Origin of the sequence: Vibrio sp. H11 (assembly GCF_004804295.1) — a bacterium.
In the GTDB taxonomy this organism is placed as follows: Bacteria; Pseudomonadota; Gammaproteobacteria; order Enterobacterales; family Vibrionaceae; genus Vibrio; species Vibrio ostreae.
On the sequence record NZ_SSHN01000010.1, the window covers coordinates 20,215 to 37,075 of the forward strand.

Here is a 16,861-nt window from a genome sequence, read left to right on the forward strand (position 1 = left end):
ATGAGTCGTTGTGCGGCTCACTCAATTCAGGATAACAGCGTGCATTTTCAGGACCAAACATTAGAGCGCTCTATCGTCGCCCTGAGCCATCACTACCAACACGGTATTGAAGAGCCTCTGCATCAGCACAACGTCAACCAGCTTCTGCATATCACCAGCGGTGTATTACGGGTTTATATCGAACAGCAATGTTGGGTTATCCCTCCCCATCGCGGCTTGTTGATCCCGGCCGGTATGCCTCACCGCCTGATGGCAGTCGGCTCTGTGGAGGTCAAAACCTTGTTCTTTGACCCATTAGCTCGTGCGGATTTGCCGGGTATATGTGGTATTTTTCAGGTTTCATCGCTGCTGCGGGAATTGATTGTCAGCGCGACCAAAATTGAAGGTCCCATAGTGCCCGGGACCCGGGATGAAAGATTGTTAGAGCTGGTGCTTGATGAACTTCGTACCATCCATCTGGTCAATTTCAATGTGCCTTGCCCTTGTTCAAATGATTTAATCCAGTTCTGTCAGCGGGTGCAAAGTCGCATCGACCATCCTTGGTCTGTATCTGATGCGGCCTCTTTACTGCAGGTTTCTGAACGCACCGTGTCACGCAGATTTCATCACGAAACTGGCCTCAGTTTTGGCGAGTGGTTACGCCTCAGTCGACTGTCAACCAGCATGGAGTTACTGGCGCAGGGCTACAGTGTCATCCAGGCAGCATTAGCGGTCGGCTACGACAGTCCCGCAGCGTTTACCGCCATGTTCAAACGCCGTATCGGCCTTGCCCCTACTGAGTACATTCCTCCCTCGAATTGATGCGGCTTTGATTATAATTCAAGAGCATTGGCAACAGCGTTTAACGTCGCTTGCAACGAAGCTCGGCTGGTATCGGCATCTACCGCCACACCAAAGAAACGCTGCCCGCGGGCACTCTCAATTTCAACATACGCAACCGCTTTGCTGTCTGACGCCTGCCCCAGTGTATGCTCAGAGTAACCCCTGATATTCATACGCAGTGCAAGTGTTGATTTTAAAGCATCCATTAATGCACTCAATAAACCACTGCTTTGCCCGCGGGCGCTATACTCTTCCGCGCCAATATTAAAACAGACATCCAGTTGCTGACCTTTCTCGTGAGCTGAACTTCCATAGCTGCGTAAAACAATTTTAGGCTGTTCGGTCACACCATATTCACAGCGAAACAGGGTCCATAATTCAGCCAGAGCGACTTCCTGTCCCGAGAGATCAGTATGGGCTTTCACTTTCTTACTAAAATCCACCTGCAATGCACGTGGTAAACTAAGACCGTGGTTTTGCTCCAGTAACCAGGCTGATCCGCTTTTTCCTGACTGATTATTGACCCGTATCACTTCCTCGTAACTGCAACCGACATCTTTCGGGTCAAGCGGCAAATAAGGGATATTCCATAACCCTTGAGGATTATGCTGAGCAAAGCCCTTCTTTATCGCGTCTTGGTGTGAACCGGAGAACGCCGTAAAAACCAGTTCACCCGCATAAGGATGACGTGCGTGGACTGGTAGCTGATTGCAGTATTCTGCGACCTTGACTGTGTGACGGATATCGGAGAAATCCAGGTTAGGCGTTACCCCTTGGGTATACAGATTGAGTGCCAGTGTCACCAAATCTACGTTACCGGTGCGTTCACCATTACCAAACAAGCAGCCTTCCACCCTCTCTGCACCAGCCAGTAAAGCCATTTCCGCGGTGGCAACACCGGTACCACGGTCATTATGAGGATGAACGCTAATGGTCGTGTAAGATAAATCATCCATCTGGCGACGAAATTGCTCTATCTGGTCAGCAAACACATTCGGCGTATTCACTTCAACCGTCGTCGGCAGATTCAAAATCAGAGGGCGCTGCTCACTGGGTTGCCAAGCCGACTTTACATCACGACACAGCTCCAGCGCGAAATCGAGTTCAGTGAAGCAGAAGGTTTCCGGCGAATATTGCAGACACCATTGCGTAGTGCTGTGCTGTTCGGTCAATTGTTTTACCTGACTTACAGCCGCCACCGCCAGGTCAATAATTTCCTGTTTCGACTTGTTAAACACCACCTCACGAAACAAGGGCGCTGTCGCGTTATAAATATGCACAATGGCTTTATTCGCGCCTTGCAACGCAGCCACTGTCCTGTCGATAAGCTCAGTCCGGGACTGGGTTATGACCTGCAGCCAGACATCATCAGGTACGTGCTGCTCCTCAATCAAGCTACGAACGAACTGATACTCAGTCTCAGATGCAGACGGAAAAGCGACTTCAATCTCTTTAAAACCGCAGTGCACCAAATGCTCAAAGTAGGCCAGCTTACGTTCGTGATCCATAGGCGTTGCTAACGCCTGGTTTCCATCACGCAGATCAGTGGAACACCAGCGTGGCGCCTGAGTTAAGCGGTTATCAGGCCAGTTACGTTGTGGATTGGCAACAATATGCGCCGGTTGATATTTGCTTTCGGGATTCGAAATCATGTTACACCTTATCGTTTGAATTTGATTCAGTGTAACCAGCAGAAGAAACGGGTCTTATTCGTTCCGGTCAGGGCCTGTCGCGTAACGGACATGGAAGACAAATATGAAATAAAAAACCGCTGAAAATGTCAGCGGTTTTTTCATAACAGGAAATACAGCCGTCATCAGGTTTACCGTGATTACCGAATTACAGCGAGGCACCACCGCAAATCACCAGCTCCTGACCGGTGATCGCCGCACCGGACGGAGACACGATAAACTGCACGTAGTCCGCCACTTCCTGCGGTTTAATATAGCGTCCCATCGGCGGGAGTTTAGGCGGCGATGTGGTCCGGCTTGGATCCAGCAACATCGGGGTCTCCGTTGCGCCCGGCGCGATGATATTGGCGGTAATCCCCTGAGTGGCCAGTTCAGCCGCCCAGCTGCGTACCATACCGATCATGGCAGACTTGGTTGCGACATACTGTGAACGGCCGGCAACACCGCGCGAGGTGCGGCTGCCAATCAGCACGATACGCCCGCCTGCAGTCATTTTCGGCACCAAAGCATTAGCCATGATTTCCGCCACATGAATATGCAAATGCCATAACACCTCGCTCTCACTCAGATTCAGTTCACCTAACGGAGCCGAGGCCATTTTGCCCGCCGCGTGAATAAAAGCATCCACTTGGGCAAACTGTTCGGCGCATTGCCGAACCTGAGCACTATCCATCAGGTCGACACTCAACGCAGTAAAGTCAGGGTGTTGAATATCCGGTCTGCTGCGACTCAACCCGGTAACTTGCCAGCCGTTATCCAGCAAGGTTTGCGCGATGGCAAAGCCAATCCCTGAACTGGCTCCGGTTACAATAGCATGTGGTTGGATCATAACCCCTCCAGCATACTCAGTGGCACTTTAAATACCGCTTTTCGTACCACGCCACGACCTGAAGCGGAACAAAGTGCCTGGTGCGGCTCTCCCGGCATAAACACCGCAAAGTCACCGGCAGCGAGATGGATTTGCTGGCGCAGTTGCGGCGCTTTGACGATAAACAGATCGGGTTTCTTTTCATCCGCTTCGACGGCTTGAGTATAGGCCGAATCAAAGTAAATCGTTTCCTCACCGCTCAGCACCAGCTGGATATCAGCGAACTGCTGATGAAATTCGGTATGACGCAGTTCTCGACTTTGCAGCTGCGCGTCACCGATATGACAAAACCAGTCTGTAGCTTCAACAGGCAGTCGCCCGTCAGCCGCTTGTTGCAACCTTTCCAGACTACATTCAGGGCGGCTGAGAACAGACATAAACGCCGCAGGCAGACCGACACGGTTCAGTTGGTTAAGATGGCCACTAATCATAGTTATCACCCTTTTAAAACAAGGCTGCCACTTAAAAGTGGCAGCAAAAAAACAGTCAGGATTACAGCTGGCACCGCACGTATTTAATCGCCTGACGGAAATAGGTATAAGCGACATGGATATCGCCATCGCGGCTTTGAGTCACCGTCGGGTAAGAGAACTCACGGTTGCGTTTTTCCTGCGAGTTATTGGTCATACAATACCCGTCACCTTCATCCAGATTAATGATGGTCGGCCAGGTTTCACCATTATCTTCAGAAATCGCCAGACACATTGGTGCGCGTGGTGCGCCCCAGAATGCAGAGCGGCCTTCTACGATTTCCGGCTCTTTCGCACCGCTGTCATCTTCGATTTCATCGTACAAAGAACTGCGACGCTCGGTTGCACCGGCCGCGCTCATGTTGTTGAACACCAGCGCCAAGTTACCGTTTTGCAGCGTCGTCACCTGAATCGAAGAGTTGTTGTTAGGCAGCGAGGTCGCGACCGGGCTAGACCAGGTTTCGCCGTCATCTTGAGAAATACTCTTATAGATATTGTCTGCCCAGCGGCTGCGGTATAGCGCCAGCAGGCGACCATCCTGCAGCGGTGTGATACACATATGGACACAACCCAGGCTATCCGGCACTGCAACATTACGCCACGTCTGACCTTTATCATCAGAAATACGCACCCCGCTGGTGTCGTAGTTACCGACCCACTTCTCACCCGGCCTGACCGTGCAGTAGAACACCGGCAATAACCAGCGTCCGCTTGGCAGAACCACCACCGGCTGACGAATAAAGGTGCCCGGTTCATCGATCAGGGTTTGGATATCATTCCAAGTTTCGCCCAAATCTGGCGACTGACGGAAACGGACGATAGCCGTATCCTGATTACCGGCCAATTGCGCGGTCCAGATCAGCCACAACGTGTTATCCGGGTCCAGAAACAGGACCGGGTTTTGTTCAGAGCGGCTTGGGTCATCGGACAGTTTCAGCGCAGGTTCCCACTGCTGACTGCCACTGCGCAAACGCGAGCAGAGGATAGAGATGTCAGAAACCCCTTCTTGCGTGCCGGCAAACCAAGTACAAAGCGTATCGCCATTAGGCAGACACAGCAGATTAGAAGCGTGATTTTGCGGATAATCCGATGGCAGCATCGCCGTGGTAAATTCAGGCACAGTTTGATCAGCAGAAAGAATTCCTGTTTTTTCCACCGTAACAGTTTGTTGACTCATTAAAGACTCCATTTCGTTCTTATTCCGGCCTCCCGGTCACCAGGAGGCCGGCTTATTCATGCGTTATGCTGTTTTTGCGTTGCTGATTATGCATCGGCCCGAACTTTTCCAGCACCAGATGACCAAAGCTAACGCCAGCCCCAGGAAGGCAAACCACATCGGCGAAGACGATTTGTCCAATACGATGCCAATACTGGCGACCAGGAACAGCAGGCGTTCGACGATATTCAGATCTTTCTTAAACCAGCCCTGCAGAAAGACTGCCCAGCAGAAAGTCGCCACCAACATGCCAAAGAACGCAATCAGGATCAGATACCAGGCGCCTTGCCATAACACCACAGGGTCAGTGATGAAGCTGAATGGCACCAGGAAGATAACCAGCGCATAAGAGAACGCGATAAAGCCGGTCTTGGATGAATCACTCTGGCCAATGGCAGACGCCGCGTATGCACACAATGCAACCGGTGGTGTCACCATGGACAGCACGCAGTAGTACATAATGAACATGTTAGCTGCCAGGCGATCTACGCCCATATCTATCATGGCCGGAGCAAAGATGATTGAACCTATGATATAAGCCGCAACCGTCGGCAAGCCCATACCCATGATGATACAACCCAGGATCACCATCACCAGCGACAGATAGAGGTTGTCACTGCCTACCGCACTGAGAATCTCAACAAACTTAAACGCCAGGTTTGACTGAGTCGCCAGCACCATGATGATACCAACCGAGGCCAGCGGGACAGAGACCCACGCCATCTGTTTGGCAGTATCCATCACCATAGGGAACAGGATCTTATAGCTGTAACGTGTGTTCTTTCGCAGCAGTGGCGCAACCAGAGCAACCACCGAACCGACAAACGCGGCATATGGCGCTGAGTAACCGGCAATCAGTGCAATCACCAGGAAGATAGGTGAAATCAGTAGGTGCAGACGCGGACGAATTGGCTCAAATTTCAGGTCTTGCTTAGAGATATTACCCACACCGGTTTTACGGGCACGCAGGTCGATAATCACAAACAGTGCGAAGTAGAACGCAGCCGCCGGAATAATCCCCGCTGCGGCAATATCGGTATAAGGAATACCCAGCATGTCCGCCATAACGAATGCAGCAATGCCCATGATTGGTGGCATCAGCTGTCCGCCGGTTGAAGCAATCGCTTCCGTTGCCGCAGCCTGCTCTTTGCTGTAACCGGAGCGTTTCATGATTGGAATAGTCAGTACACCGGTTGACGTGGTGTTCGCTACTGCAGAACCGCTCACCATCCCAAACAGGGCCGAGCCCAGTAGCGACATTTTCGCAGCACCACCTTTCAGCGGAGCTGTGGCCATCATCGCCAGATCAATAAACACGCTGCCGCCGCCAGTCATGGTAAACACACAACCAAACATGACGAAGAAGAATACAAAGTTAATCGCAGTGCTGGCTGTGATACCAAACAGACCGTCCGCCTGCATGCTGATAAGTTCAGCCATCGTATCGAGCGTGAAGCCTTCAAACGCTGTCCATCCCGGGAAGTAAGGGCCAAGGAAACCGTATAGAGTAAAGATGATCACCACAGACAGCAGTGAGAAGCCGACTGAACGACGCACCGCTTCGAACAGCATCAGACCACCGGCGATGAAGGCGTACTTGTCAGAAAACAGTACGTCATCAATCATTTCCAGGCGCGATTCCAGACGTGGAATTGAAGTGTAGTAGTGGTAAACCACTGACAATGTCACCGCGATGCACACCAAATCGATGAAGCGTCCCAGATAAACTAACTGCTTATTTTTAAACTCAATTGGCTGAAAACTAATAACCAGTGCCGTCGCCATAAACACATGGATGGTCGCCGCGGTTAACGGCGATACCGGAACAAAGAACTGATTCAAAAGGAACAGAATATAGGCTATTGCAAGAATAGCCTTCACTGTGTTCATTAAATGATTATATTTCATAATGACACCTTAAATACTGTGCACTAAACGCCGAACTTATTTAAGCCAGCCTTGCTCGCGGTAGTATTTCGCCGCACCTGGATGCAGTGTTACGAGCGCTTCGTGGTTACCAATTTCTTCCGGATGCCAGAACTTCAGCGGAGAGTGAGTCTCTTTGATCTCTTTCTGGCTGCTGATCAGCGCTTTCGTCACGTTGTAAACAGTATCTTCGTCAACGTTGGCATTGGTCACAAACACAGTCGCACTGACAGGTGTGATGTAGTCTTCGGTTTGGCCGTCGTAAGTCCCTGCTGGCATAGTGCCCGTCGGCAGGCCAACTTTAGCCAAATCTTTCAGTACGTTATCGCCGTAAGGAATGTAAACCACATCGTTAGTCAGCGTCATTTCAGTCAGGTTCGGGTGCATCGCAGGTACGTTATCGATGTAAACGTCAATCGCGTTATCACGCAGCATCTGCGCAGCCTGACCGCTACCCATCTGTACCACTTTGCCCTGCTCTTTCAGCGTTTCAATATCAGAGCCCAGCGCTTTGAAAATGTAATCGGCAATAATCGGCACCTGAGAGCCGGTCGGTTTCATCGCAATACGCACGTTGTCTGCTTTGATCACCTTGTCCATGGTGTCATTGCCGGTCTGCTCTACCCACGCTTTACGCGCGATAGTGATGGTGTACGCTTGCTGCACATTATCCAGCACCATACGCAGATTCTCGTTCTTTTTGCCTTTATAAATATCGGTCAGGCCATCACGCGCCCAAACAGTCGCGTTTGAAGTGGTGAAACCGAAGTCCGCTTTCCCCTGGTTAACCACCACCGGGTTAGTCATACCGCCGCCGCGGGGGATCAGTTTAATCTTGTACTCGTCGCTGGTTGCTTTCGGAATCAGCTGTGAAAAGGTTGTGCCATAGGTGTACCAGCCGTTACCCGGAGGCTGAGAAATAATGGACGAGGTTTCCGCCTGAACAAAGCCGCTAGCCAGCAATGTCGACAGAGTCAGAACTTTTACGGCAGTTTTGAATGTTTGCTTCATCATTGTAGGGTATCCTTTTGTTTTACTTGATTATTATTGTAATTTTTGTTTAATAATATCTTGTATTTGTTCAATATCCGTTTGACTAAACCTTACGGGATAGCGGCTTGGCCCGACATTTTCACCCAGCAGATTCAGGGTCTGTTTAACCACTGCCGGAGCAAATGCGATTGGGTACAAATGACTTCTCAGATAATTAATCACCTCCTGCGCAGCCTGAGCTTGTTCAACGTCATTCCCCTTAAAGGCCAGGTAAATCTGATTCACCAAGTCAGGTACAATATTGGCAATGCCTGATACACAGCCAATCGCGCCTTCCTGATAACCGGTCAGAATCAGTGAATCCGGACCAGTAAGTACATCAAATTGTTCATGTCTAGCAGCAACTTGCAGAAACCCTTGCAAGCTCTCGTAACTGCCGGCGCTGTCTTTAATGCCGTAAATATTCGGGTGAGACGCCAAAGTTGCTGCGACCTGAGGCGTGATGGTATTGCCGGTACGCGCCGGAATGTTGTAGAGATACACCGGAATATCCAGGCTATCGGCCACCGCGGTGAAGTACTCAACCAATTCCTGCTCACGCAGCGCACTAAACCAAGGGGTAATAACGGATACCGCTTTCACACCCGAGTCCTGTACTGCCAGCCCATGTTCGATGGTGCTTTGCAGCGTCAGTTCACCAATGTGGGTGACCACATCAACACGGCCGGCCGCTTGTTCAACACAGATTTCAGTCACGCGGCGCTTTTCTTGATCGCTCAGAACAAAGAATTCACCATTGGTACCGTTACAAAAAATGTTGTTGCCGAATGAAATCTGACGCTCAACCTGGTTACGCAGTTCGGCTTCATTCAACGTACCGTCTTGGTTAAACGGTGTCACAACCGCAACATACGGCCCCTTCATCACCTCAGTCATACTATTTCCTTATTCGCAGATACTTTGATACATGTTCAGAACATCCTGTTCGGTTACCGGAACAGGAGAATGGTTAATCAGACGCTTCACTTCCATTGCGTTGGCGGCCAGCTCAGGCAACTGAGAGGCATCAATCCCGATGGCATTCAGTTTGGTAGGCAGCCCAAGTTCCACTACCAGGCTTTCGAGGTAGTCAACTAAGGCATGAGCTTTGTCTAAAGAAGGAAGAGATTTATCGGATTGAGGCAGCAGATCATAGACTTGTGCCAGCTTCTCTTGACAAGGTTCACAGATAAATTTCATCACCGGAAGCAGCAGCAGAGAGTTGGCCAGACCATGCGGAATGCGGTACTTACCACCCAGAGGATAAGACAGGGCATGCACCAGGTGAGTACCAGAATGAGAAATCGATGCACCGCCATAATAAGACGCCCACAGCAGATTCAGACGAACCTGCATATCCTGCGGCGCTGTCATCACTTTGTCGATATTGGCGAAGAATTTTTGCATACCGATCATGGCGTAGTTATCACCGACCGGATTAGAAATACAGGCAGTGAAACACTCGATCAGGTGACACAGAGCATCAATAGAAGTCGAAGCGGTAATATGGGCGGGCATTGACGTGGTCAGCTCAGGTGCCAGCAGCACGTAATCCGGCAGCATAACCGGAGAAATAATGCCAACTTTGGTCGCGCGGCTTGGAATCGCCACAATTGCATTTGGTGTTGCTTCAGCGCCGGTACCGGCTGTGGTTGGGATCAACAGCAGCTCAGTACGCTGCACCGGCGTTTCGCCAGCCAGCAGTTGCTGGAACTTCTCAGTGCGCTGCGCGTTATCCGCCTCTACGCCAAGCACAGCGATCAGCTTACTCACATCCAGTACACTACCGCCACCCACGCCCACAACCAGGCTGATAGATTGTGGCAGTTGTGCAATCAAATTTTGTACGTCCTCATCGCGAGGCTCCGCTGGCAGGTTGTCAATCACAGTTAACTGAGCACAATCCTGTTGCAACTGGTTGATCAGCGCCTGAACCTGATCAAGCGAGCTGACGTTCTGATCCGTCGCCAGCAAGATATGCTCGTGTTTGGCAGTAATGGCAGCGAGTTGATCTATGTTTCCGCTCAACACAGTGGTGAAAATGTTCATTAGCTGTCTTCCTTTAAATGATGATTCTTTTTAATCATTTGCTTAATCTCGCTCATCATCATAACGACAATTAAATCAAAAATGCTTGATCACGCTCTCAAATAATCAAAATGAATAAATTTAATCAAAAATGACTTTGTGATTGCGTATTTTTTGATTAATATGATTTCAAACGAGTTACAGGATTAACACAGCAATGCTCAAGCAGGATCAATTAACGCTACCAAAATTCATCATCGCCGATGATTTCACCGGCGCGAATGATGTCGGTGTCGGTTTAGCCGCACACGGTATCGATGTATCGGTACTATTAAATAGTGCATACAGCAGTGATGTCACTTCAAACCAGGCAACCATCATTTGTACGGACAGCCGCGATGACAGTGCCGCTCAAGCTGACGATAAAATGCGTCAGCTGATGCAGCGCTACCCTGAACTGACTCAGCAAAAAATCCTGCTTAAGAAAATTGATTCCACATTGCGTGGTAACGTCGGCGCTGAAATCACGCCTTGGGTCGAGTCCTGCTATTCCGTTGCCATCATGGTGATGTGCGCCCCGCACGCCGGGCGTAAAACGCTGGGCGGTGAGTGTTTCGTTCATGACCAGCTCTTGACTGACACCGAGTTTGCCTCGGATCCCAAGTCACCCGTGACTTCAGCCCGTATCAAAACCCTGATCGAAAGTCAGAGCCATCTGGCGGTCAGTGAGCTTTTTCTCGACCAGATCCGTACACCCGCTCTGGCGGACACCTTGCAGGCACATGCCAATCTCGGCACTAAAGTCATCGTGTGCGATGCACAAACCGCGCAAGATATGATTGAAATTTATCAGGCGGCCAATCAATTGAGCGCGTCATGCGTGATTGTAACCACCGGTGAAATGACCCAAGCCTTACTACCGACTGATGCACAACGTTGTCCGCCGCAGCCTAAGCTGTATAACCACCAGCCATTACTGGGTGTCATCGGTTCAATGAGCAGCATGACTCTGTCGCAGGTGCAATACCTGCAGAATCATCACAAAGCACAAGTGATTGACGTCGATGTCAAAACCGCCCTGTTCGCTGAAAATCAGGATTATCTGCACAGCCTGGTTGCGGCCATAGCGCAAGCTCATCAGACCGGGCGCCACTGCTTTATCCGCACCTGCCAGAGCGATGATCAACGCCACGACATCGAGGCGATTTGCACGCAGTTGACGATATCCCGACTCGAACTAGGTAACCGGGTGAAGCTGTTTCTCGCTCAAACCACTCAGGAAGTGCTCAAGCAATGCACTCCCGGCGCTCTATTACTATGTGGTGGCGATATCGCACTGGCGGTGTGCCACCAACTCAAAATCGGCCAATTCAACCTTAAAGGGTTGAGTGCGCAATGTATCCCGTGGGGAATACTGCCTTACAAGCAGGCCAGTATTCCCCTATTTACCAAAGCTGGGGGCTTTGGTGTGGACAGCAGCTTTGATCAAATCATAACTATTTTGGAACAAGAGGAAGCATAATGAACGGTATCATTGGTATTACTATGGGTGATCCGGCAGGGATTGGCCCGGAAATCATTCTAAATTCACTGGCTGAGCCGTCACTGAGCGGCCGTCATTGTGTCGTGATTGGCAGCGCGGAAATCCTGCGTATGGTGCAGGAAAAAGGTCTGGCACCTTCGGCAGATATTCACGTTATCGAACGTATCGAAGACGCCGTTTTCAACCCGGATATTGTGAATGTGATTGATATTCCGCTTGAAGATCTGTCCAGCTTTGAATTTGGTAAAGTGCAGGCACAAGCCGGTGATTTGGCGTACCGCTGTATCAAGAAGGCAACTGAGCTGGCGATGAACGAAGAGATCGCGGCCATTGCGACTGCACCATTGAACAAAGAAGCGCTGCACTTAGCCGGTCACCACTATCCGGGACATACTGAGCTGCTGGCTCATCTGACCGACACCAAAGACTACGCCATGGTGCTGTACACAGATACACTGAAAGTGATCCACGTGACGACCCACATCGCGCTGCTGGATTTCCTGCAAAAACTGGGGCAAGAACGTGTAGCAACCGTGATTGACATTGCCGATGCTTTCATGAAGAAAGCCGGTTTTGAACAACCACGTATCGCCGTGGCCGGGGTTAACCCGCACGCTGGTGAAAATGGTTTGTTCGGTAAAGAAGAGATCAATATCCTCAATCCGGTTATCGCGCAGATGAAAGAAAAAGGTGTCGATGTTTACGGCCCTTGCCCGCCAGATACCGTTTTCCTGCAAGCAAAACAAGGTCAGTATGATATCGTGGTTGCCATGTATCATGACCAGGGGCACATTCCATTGAAACTAATGGGATTTTATGATGGCGTTAACATTACGGCTGGATTACCATTCTTCAGAACATCTGCCGACCACGGAACTGCATTTGATATTGCATGGACTGGCAAAGCGAATCCAGAGAGTATGATTACGTCAGTTGAACTGGCCGTTAAACTAAGCAATATATGAAAAATCAGCATCGAGTAGAAAAAATTGTCGAATACTTAACCGCGCATAATCTGGCGACGGTTGAGGATCTGGTTAAGGTTGTCAATGTATCACCGGCAACCATCCGCCGGGATCTCATTAAATTGGACGATCAGGGCGTCATCACCCGCACTCACGGTGGTGTCTCCCTCAACCGCTTTATCGCCGCTCAGCCGACCACCAATGAAAAGATGGTGCAGCATACGCGTGAGAAAAATCTTATCGCAGAAGCCGCCGCTTCGCTGGTGAAACCGGGTGATTCAGTGGTACTCGATGCCGGTACGACATCGATGGCGCTGGCACGCCACTTTATTGATATGCCGCTGCGAGTGATCACGGTCGATCTGCATATTGCGCTGTTTTTGTCGCAATATACCCAGATAGAAGTGATCGTTGCCGGTGGTAAAGTGGACAACAGCAGCCAATCGACCGTCGGTGAGCATTGCCGCTCATTATTACGCTCCATTAACCCAGATATTGCGTTTGTGACCTGCAACTCCTGGAGCCTTGAGCGCGGTATTACCACACCGACAGAAGAAAAAACCATTCTAAAGCATGACCTGATAGCCAATGCAAATAAGAAAGTCATGATTGCCGACAGCAGTAAGTACGGCAAATACTCACTGTTTAAAGTGTGTGAGCTCAATGACCTGGATATGCTGGTGTCCGATCAGCAGTTGGACGCCAAAGTGCAGTCTGAGCTGTCGATGCATGGCATCCACCATCTGCTGGTCTGACGGCGCCGGCCTGATTCAATAACGTTCAAGCCTGTAGTTAGCCAATCGCACCCCGCTATAGTCAGGGTGCAGAGAAGACAACAAAGCCGCTCAGTGGAGCGGCTTTTTGCGTTTCATCGTCGCCACAAATCCGCAGTGTCGCCACAAATCCTCAGTTCAGATGACGTTATATCGCAACTTCTAAATGGCTCGCGAACGTGCAATCTCGATATAGATTTCACGTAACTTACGCGCAACTGGCCCAGGCTGGCCACCACCAATTCTGTGTTCGTCAATGGCGATAACCGGCCACACAAACGCGGTGGCCGAACTGATAAAGGCTTCTTGTGCCGCATAGGCTTCCTGCAAAGTAAACGGCCGCTCGATAATTGTAATATCCAGATCCTGCGCCATTTTCAGCAGTGATGCGCGGGTAATACCATGCAAAATATCCTGACTGAGCGGCCGGGTAATGACTCGTCCCTGCTGGTCAACAATATAAGCATTGCTGGAGCCACCTTCGGTCACAACACCATTTTCAAGCATCCAGACATCATCGGCGCCCGCCTGATGGGCAATATGTTTCGCCAGACAAGCGGGCAGCAAGCAGGTGGTTTTAATATCGCGGCGGCGCCAGCGGATATCCTCCATCGAAATCACTTTAATGCCCTGTTGGGCCGTGTCATTCTCAATCAAATTGCGCGCCTGGGTAAACAAGACCAAGGTCGGCTTAATGCCGTCACTGAAGCTGAAATCACGGTCACCCTCATTGCCCCGGGTCAGTTGCAGATAAATGCCGCCTTCCACCAGCTGATTTTTTTCAATCAACTGATGATGAATCTGAATCAGCTCCTGCTCAGAACAGGGTAACACCATGCCCAGCTCAGTGGCGGAGCGTTTAAGGCGCGCCAGATGCCCTGCCTGGTCAATCAATTTACCATCGAGCACTGCTGTCACTTCATACACTGCGTCTGCAAACAAAAAACCACGGTCGAAAACTGACACACTCGCCTGCGATTCCGGCAGATACTCACCATTCACATAAACCGTTCGTTCCATCATTATTCCTCCCAGTTATCCCCACAGCTGCGGTGAAAATGGCAACATCTGCTGCTGGCTGAATTCAAATCCGTGCTCAATATCCTCACTGAGTAACAGTGGACCATCTAAGTCGACCACCTGTGCGCCTTGTGCGACGACAAAGGCAGGCGCCATGCTGAGCGAAGATGACAACATGCAACCGACCATAACGGCCAAACCTGCCTGCTCAGCCTGCTGTTTAAGCAGCAGCGCCTCGGTCAGACCACCGGTTTTATCGGTCTTTATATTGATCATGTCATACCGCCCGACTAATCGTTCCAGACTGTGCCGGTCATGGCAGGACTCATCAGCGCAAATCGGGATCGGCCGCTCTAGTTTGGCCAGCACGTCATCCTCACCGGCAGCAAACGGCTGCTCTATCATCGCGACATCCAGGTTCACCAGTTCAGGGATCAGTCGCTGATAATCACTCACACTCCAGGCTTCGTTGGCGTCCAGTATGATTTGGGCTGCCGGTGCGCCGCGTCTTACCGCCTGCACCCGGGCTAAATCTGCTGCGCCACCCAGTTTAAGCTTCAGCAGCGGCCGCGCGGCATTGCTTATCGCCGCTTGCTGCATCTTTTCCGGCGTATCGAGAGACAAGGTGTACGCCGTCAGCAACGGATGCGGGACGATGCCTGTCTGCGTCCAAATCGACTCCTGGTTTCGTTTGCAGTTCAAATCCCACAAGGCACAGTCCAGGGCGTTGCGGGCGGCGCCAGCCGGTAATAATGTCTGCAGTTCTTCTCGGCTTAGTCCTGCATTAAAGGCAGGGATCAGCGCTTCAATCTGAGCCTCGACACTCTGCAGTGACTCGCCATAACGGAGATAAGGGACACATTCACCACGCCCAATCGCACCTTCATGCTCAAGGCTGACTAATACCGTATCGGCTTGCGTTTTACTGCCCCGTGAAATGGTAAAGTGACCACGAACCGGCCAGCTTTTGCGTTCTATCGTGACCTTCATACACGCTCCAGCAGGCGATCAACCAGACGAGCCACCCCCTGACGGAACGGATCCACCACCGGCAGCCCTAAATCACTTTCTACCTTATCCATGTAAGCCATCGCCTCCGCTTCACTCAATGCCGATGTATTCACAGACACGCCGATCATCTGCACCGCGGGGTTGGTGAGACGCGCCGTACTCAGATTCGCTTCGATACAGGTCGCCAGGTCCGGCAAAGCGTAATCGGGCAGTCCACGCATGTGCTGACGGGTCGGTTCGTGACACAGGACTAAAGCATCCGGTTGCGCGCCGTGGATCAATCCCGTCGTCACGCCGGCAAATGAGGCGTGAAACAGCGAGCCCTGCCCTTCAACAATGTCCCAGTGCTCCGCACTGTTATCAGGGCAAATCGTTTCTATCGCGCCGGCAATAAAATCAGACACCACGCAATCTGCGCTGACACCTGCTCCGGTGATCAGAATACCGGTCTGGCCAGTGGCGCGAAAATCAACATTCATTCCCCGCCCTGCCATCTCTTTCTCGATGGCTAATGAGGTATACATTTTGCCGACCGAACAATCTGTACCGACCGTCAACAGACGTTGACCGCTGCGCTTTTTACCATTGGCCACCGGGTAACTTTGGGTCGGATAACGCACATCAAACAGATTTCGCCCGTGCTTTTGTGCCATCGCAACCAATTCGGGAATGTCCGTCAGTTTATTGTGCAGGCCCGCCGCTATGTCCATGCCCTGCTCAAGTGCTTCAAGCAGTACTTCAATCCAGGCCGGAGAAATCACCCCACCCCGGTTGGCGACACCAATCACCAGTGTTTTCGCTCCGGCACGGGCGGCGGCCGATACGCTCAATTCTTGCAAACCGACGTCGGCCTGACACTCAGGCAGGCGCAATTGCCCGAGACAGTGTTCCGGACGCCAGGTCTTAATTCCCTGAGCCACTTTTGCGGCCAGCGCATCAGCTGCATCACCTAAAAACAGCAAGTAAGGTTGTTTTAATTCCATTTAAAATGCTCCATTTCGACATAATCATTAGCGTTACAATTCACACGTTATAGAAAGAGCAGTGCAAAATTCGTGACCAATAAATCAAACCAGTGATTTATTAGTTTAGCCTGTTGATTTTGATCAATTTCATTATGCAGGTGGAAGCGATAGCCAGAACCTGGACTCAATTGAGAAAACTCTGCCAAACTTTACTCAGATAGTATTTATGTTTGTTGCAGAACACTTTTCAGTATAACCGGCAACCAAATCGGCCTTTATCGACGTTATATAAATTCACCAATAGAATAAAAACCAGTCGTTTATCCTGAGCAATAAACAAGCAGAATTTTAATAGTCAGGTGTGGGACAAGCACAGATATCATTTTGACCCCGATTTAACATCGAGTTTTGACTACATTTAGTGGTGATAATGGTGCATAAGCACCAAGATGGTGAAGCATAAGTAAAAGAGTTCCATCACGTTAGCCGGACGATTCCAGCCACCAGCTAAACAGTCTGTTTTACAAATCA

At 50.6% G+C, this 16,861-nt stretch carries 15 protein-coding genes; 4 read left to right on the forward strand and 11 right to left on the reverse strand.

From position 1 onward, the window contains the following. The gene (locus E6C74_RS15080; protein ID WP_136486705.1) at nucleotides 1-801 is read left to right on the forward strand and encodes a helix-turn-helix transcriptional regulator; all 801 of its coding nucleotides are present in this window, start codon (nucleotides 1-3) and stop codon (nucleotides 799-801) included. Nucleotides 802-812: 11 nt separating this feature from the next. Here the strand turns inward: E6C74_RS15080 and leuA are convergent, their stop codons facing one another. From leuA to E6C74_RS15120, 8 genes are all read right to left on the reverse strand, one after another. Continuing rightward, entirely contained in the window at nucleotides 813-2,474 is a 1,662-nt protein-coding gene (leuA, locus tag E6C74_RS15085; protein WP_136486707.1) for a 2-isopropylmalate synthase, read from the reverse strand. 187 nt (nucleotides 2,475-2,661) lie between these two features. Continuing rightward, nucleotides 2,662-3,342: an SDR family oxidoreductase gene (locus E6C74_RS15090; RefSeq protein WP_136486709.1), complete on the reverse strand. Its 681-nt coding sequence runs from the start codon at nucleotides 3,340-3,342 to the stop codon at nucleotides 2,662-2,664. Continuing rightward, nucleotides 3,339-3,812 (reverse strand): YhcH/YjgK/YiaL family protein, encoded by a 474-nt coding sequence (locus tag E6C74_RS15095; RefSeq protein WP_136486711.1) that lies wholly within the window; start codon nucleotides 3,810-3,812, stop codon nucleotides 3,339-3,341. Before E6C74_RS15095 ends, E6C74_RS15090 begins: the two co-directional genes overlap by 4 nt. Nucleotides 3,813-3,873: 61 nt before the next feature. Beyond that, nucleotides 3,874-5,028: an exo-alpha-sialidase gene (locus E6C74_RS15100; RefSeq protein ID WP_136486713.1), complete on the reverse strand. Its 1,155-nt coding sequence runs from the start codon at nucleotides 5,026-5,028 to the stop codon at nucleotides 3,874-3,876. Nucleotides 5,029-5,091: 63 nt separating this feature from the next. Then, complete coding sequence (locus tag E6C74_RS15105; protein ID WP_136486715.1) at nucleotides 5,092-6,975, reverse strand: TRAP transporter fused permease subunit; 1,884 nt, start codon at nucleotides 6,973-6,975, stop codon at nucleotides 5,092-5,094. A gap of 36 nt (nucleotides 6,976-7,011) precedes the next feature. Next, a complete protein-coding gene (locus E6C74_RS15110; protein ID WP_136486718.1) occupies nucleotides 7,012-8,007 on the reverse strand; it encodes a TAXI family TRAP transporter solute-binding subunit in 996 nt (331 codons plus the stop codon). Nucleotides 8,008-8,037: 30 nt separating this feature from the next. Beyond that, complete coding sequence (locus tag E6C74_RS15115; RefSeq protein ID WP_136486720.1) at nucleotides 8,038-8,922, reverse strand: dihydrodipicolinate synthase family protein; 885 nt, start codon at nucleotides 8,920-8,922, stop codon at nucleotides 8,038-8,040. 9 nt (nucleotides 8,923-8,931) lie between these two features. Beyond that, complete coding sequence (locus tag E6C74_RS15120; RefSeq protein ID WP_136486722.1) at nucleotides 8,932-10,074, reverse strand: iron-containing alcohol dehydrogenase; 1,143 nt, start codon at nucleotides 10,072-10,074, stop codon at nucleotides 8,932-8,934. Nucleotides 10,075-10,270: 196 nt separating this feature from the next. On the opposite strand from E6C74_RS15120, the gene E6C74_RS15125 reads away from it, so the two are divergent. The 3 genes from E6C74_RS15125 to E6C74_RS15135 are packed head-to-tail and all read left to right on the forward strand — an operon-like array spanning nucleotide 10,271 to nucleotide 13,316. Beyond that, nucleotides 10,271-11,575 (forward strand): four-carbon acid sugar kinase family protein, encoded by a 1,305-nt coding sequence (locus tag E6C74_RS15125; RefSeq protein WP_136486724.1) that lies wholly within the window; start codon nucleotides 10,271-10,273, stop codon nucleotides 11,573-11,575. Continuing rightward, nucleotides 11,575-12,561 carry a 4-hydroxythreonine-4-phosphate dehydrogenase PdxA gene (gene pdxA / locus E6C74_RS15130; protein WP_136486726.1) on the forward strand — a complete coding sequence of 329 codons (987 nt, stop codon included), beginning with the start codon at nucleotides 11,575-11,577 and terminating at the stop codon, nucleotides 12,559-12,561. The genes E6C74_RS15125 and pdxA overlap by 1 nt, the downstream gene beginning before the upstream one ends. After that, nucleotides 12,558-13,316 (forward strand): DeoR/GlpR family DNA-binding transcription regulator, encoded by a 759-nt coding sequence (locus E6C74_RS15135; protein ID WP_136486728.1) that lies wholly within the window; start codon nucleotides 12,558-12,560, stop codon nucleotides 13,314-13,316. Before pdxA ends, E6C74_RS15135 begins: the two co-directional genes overlap by 4 nt. Nucleotides 13,317-13,496: 180 nt before the next feature. Here the strand turns inward: E6C74_RS15135 and E6C74_RS15140 are convergent, their stop codons facing one another. The 3 genes from E6C74_RS15140 to dgcN are packed head-to-tail and all read right to left on the reverse strand — an operon-like array spanning nucleotide 13,497 to nucleotide 16,348. Then, nucleotides 13,497-14,357 carry a D-amino-acid transaminase gene (locus tag E6C74_RS15140; RefSeq protein WP_240798197.1) on the reverse strand — a complete coding sequence of 287 codons (861 nt, stop codon included), beginning with the start codon at nucleotides 14,355-14,357 and terminating at the stop codon, nucleotides 13,497-13,499. Between the two features lie 12 nt (nucleotides 14,358-14,369). Then, nucleotides 14,370-15,344: an N-acetyl-D-Glu racemase DgcA gene (gene dgcA, locus E6C74_RS15145; RefSeq protein WP_136486730.1), complete on the reverse strand. Its 975-nt coding sequence runs from the start codon at nucleotides 15,342-15,344 to the stop codon at nucleotides 14,370-14,372. Beyond that, entirely contained in the window at nucleotides 15,341-16,348 is a 1,008-nt protein-coding gene (gene dgcN, locus E6C74_RS15150; RefSeq protein ID WP_136486733.1) for an N-acetyltransferase DgcN, read from the reverse strand. The genes dgcA and dgcN overlap by 4 nt, the downstream gene beginning before the upstream one ends. Nucleotides 16,349-16,861: the final 513 nt, after the last annotated feature.

Bases quoted from the DNA above. Each gene is read 5' to 3' on its own strand.
- dgcN (WP_136486733.1), bottom strand. From the start codon at position 16,348: ATGGAATTAAAACAACCTTACTTGCTGTTTTTAGGTGATGCAGCTGAT.
- E6C74_RS15100 (WP_136486713.1), bottom strand. From the start codon at position 5,028: ATGAGTCAACAAACTGTTACGGTGGAAAAAACAGGAATTCTTTCTGCT.
- E6C74_RS15105 (WP_136486715.1), bottom strand. From the start codon at position 6,975: ATGAAATATAATCATTTAATGAACACAGTGAAGGCTATTCTTGCAATA.
- E6C74_RS15080 (WP_136486705.1), top strand. From the start codon at position 1: ATGAGTCGTTGTGCGGCTCACTCAATTCAGGATAACAGCGTGCATTTT.
- pdxA (WP_136486726.1), top strand. From the start codon at position 11,575: ATGAACGGTATCATTGGTATTACTATGGGTGATCCGGCAGGGATTGGC.
- E6C74_RS15140 (WP_240798197.1), bottom strand. From the start codon at position 14,357: ATGATGGAACGAACGGTTTATGTGAATGGTGAGTATCTGCCGGAATCG.
- E6C74_RS15120 (WP_136486722.1), bottom strand. From the start codon at position 10,074: ATGAACATTTTCACCACTGTGTTGAGCGGAAACATAGATCAACTCGCT.
- dgcA (WP_136486730.1), bottom strand. From the start codon at position 15,344: ATGAAGGTCACGATAGAACGCAAAAGCTGGCCGGTTCGTGGTCACTTT.
- E6C74_RS15115 (WP_136486720.1), bottom strand. From the start codon at position 8,922: ATGACTGAGGTGATGAAGGGGCCGTATGTTGCGGTTGTGACACCGTTT.
- E6C74_RS15135 (WP_136486728.1), top strand. From the start codon at position 12,558: ATGAAAAATCAGCATCGAGTAGAAAAAATTGTCGAATACTTAACCGCG.
- E6C74_RS15090 (WP_136486709.1), bottom strand. From the start codon at position 3,342: ATGATCCAACCACATGCTATTGTAACCGGAGCCAGTTCAGGGATTGGC.
- E6C74_RS15110 (WP_136486718.1), bottom strand. From the start codon at position 8,007: ATGATGAAGCAAACATTCAAAACTGCCGTAAAAGTTCTGACTCTGTCG.
- E6C74_RS15095 (WP_136486711.1), bottom strand. From the start codon at position 3,812: ATGATTAGTGGCCATCTTAACCAACTGAACCGTGTCGGTCTGCCTGCG.
- leuA (WP_136486707.1), bottom strand. From the start codon at position 2,474: ATGATTTCGAATCCCGAAAGCAAATATCAACCGGCGCATATTGTTGCC.
- E6C74_RS15125 (WP_136486724.1), top strand. From the start codon at position 10,271: ATGCTCAAGCAGGATCAATTAACGCTACCAAAATTCATCATCGCCGAT.